We start from the raw sequence: 362 nt of genomic DNA on the forward strand, positions 1-362 counted from the left end.
AGAGAAGGCGACCTTACCCCCGGCGGCGCCATTATCGCCGGCAGTGACGTGGAAATCATTAATGGCGACAGCCTCCAAAACATCGGCACGATCAAAGCCGACCAAAACCTCACCGTAAACACCGGCTCCATCACCAACCAATTTGGCCGCATCACCGGCGGCGAAGTCAACCTGACCGCTGACGATACCTTAGCCAATATCAGCGGCCTGATCAGCGGCGACAATGTCACCATCACCGCCGGCTCTATCCTCAACCAAACCGCCACTCAGACAGACACGTATAAAAAAGAAACCAGCCCTTCTCAGTCCCACCTCCCCAGCCGCTTTGGCCTGACCTCTTCGAAACAGGAGCCCAGCGGCAA

Annotated in this window: 1 pseudogene; it reads left to right on the forward strand. The window is 56.9% G+C overall.

The features are described 5' to 3' along the window. Positions 1-362, forward strand: a pseudogene (locus tag ALO_RS19010) (hypothetical protein); the annotation flags it as partial.

The sequence above is a fragment of the Acetonema longum DSM 6540 genome (assembly GCF_000219125.1).
In the GTDB taxonomy this organism is placed as follows: domain Bacteria; phylum Bacillota; class Negativicutes; order Sporomusales; family Acetonemataceae; genus Acetonema; species Acetonema longum.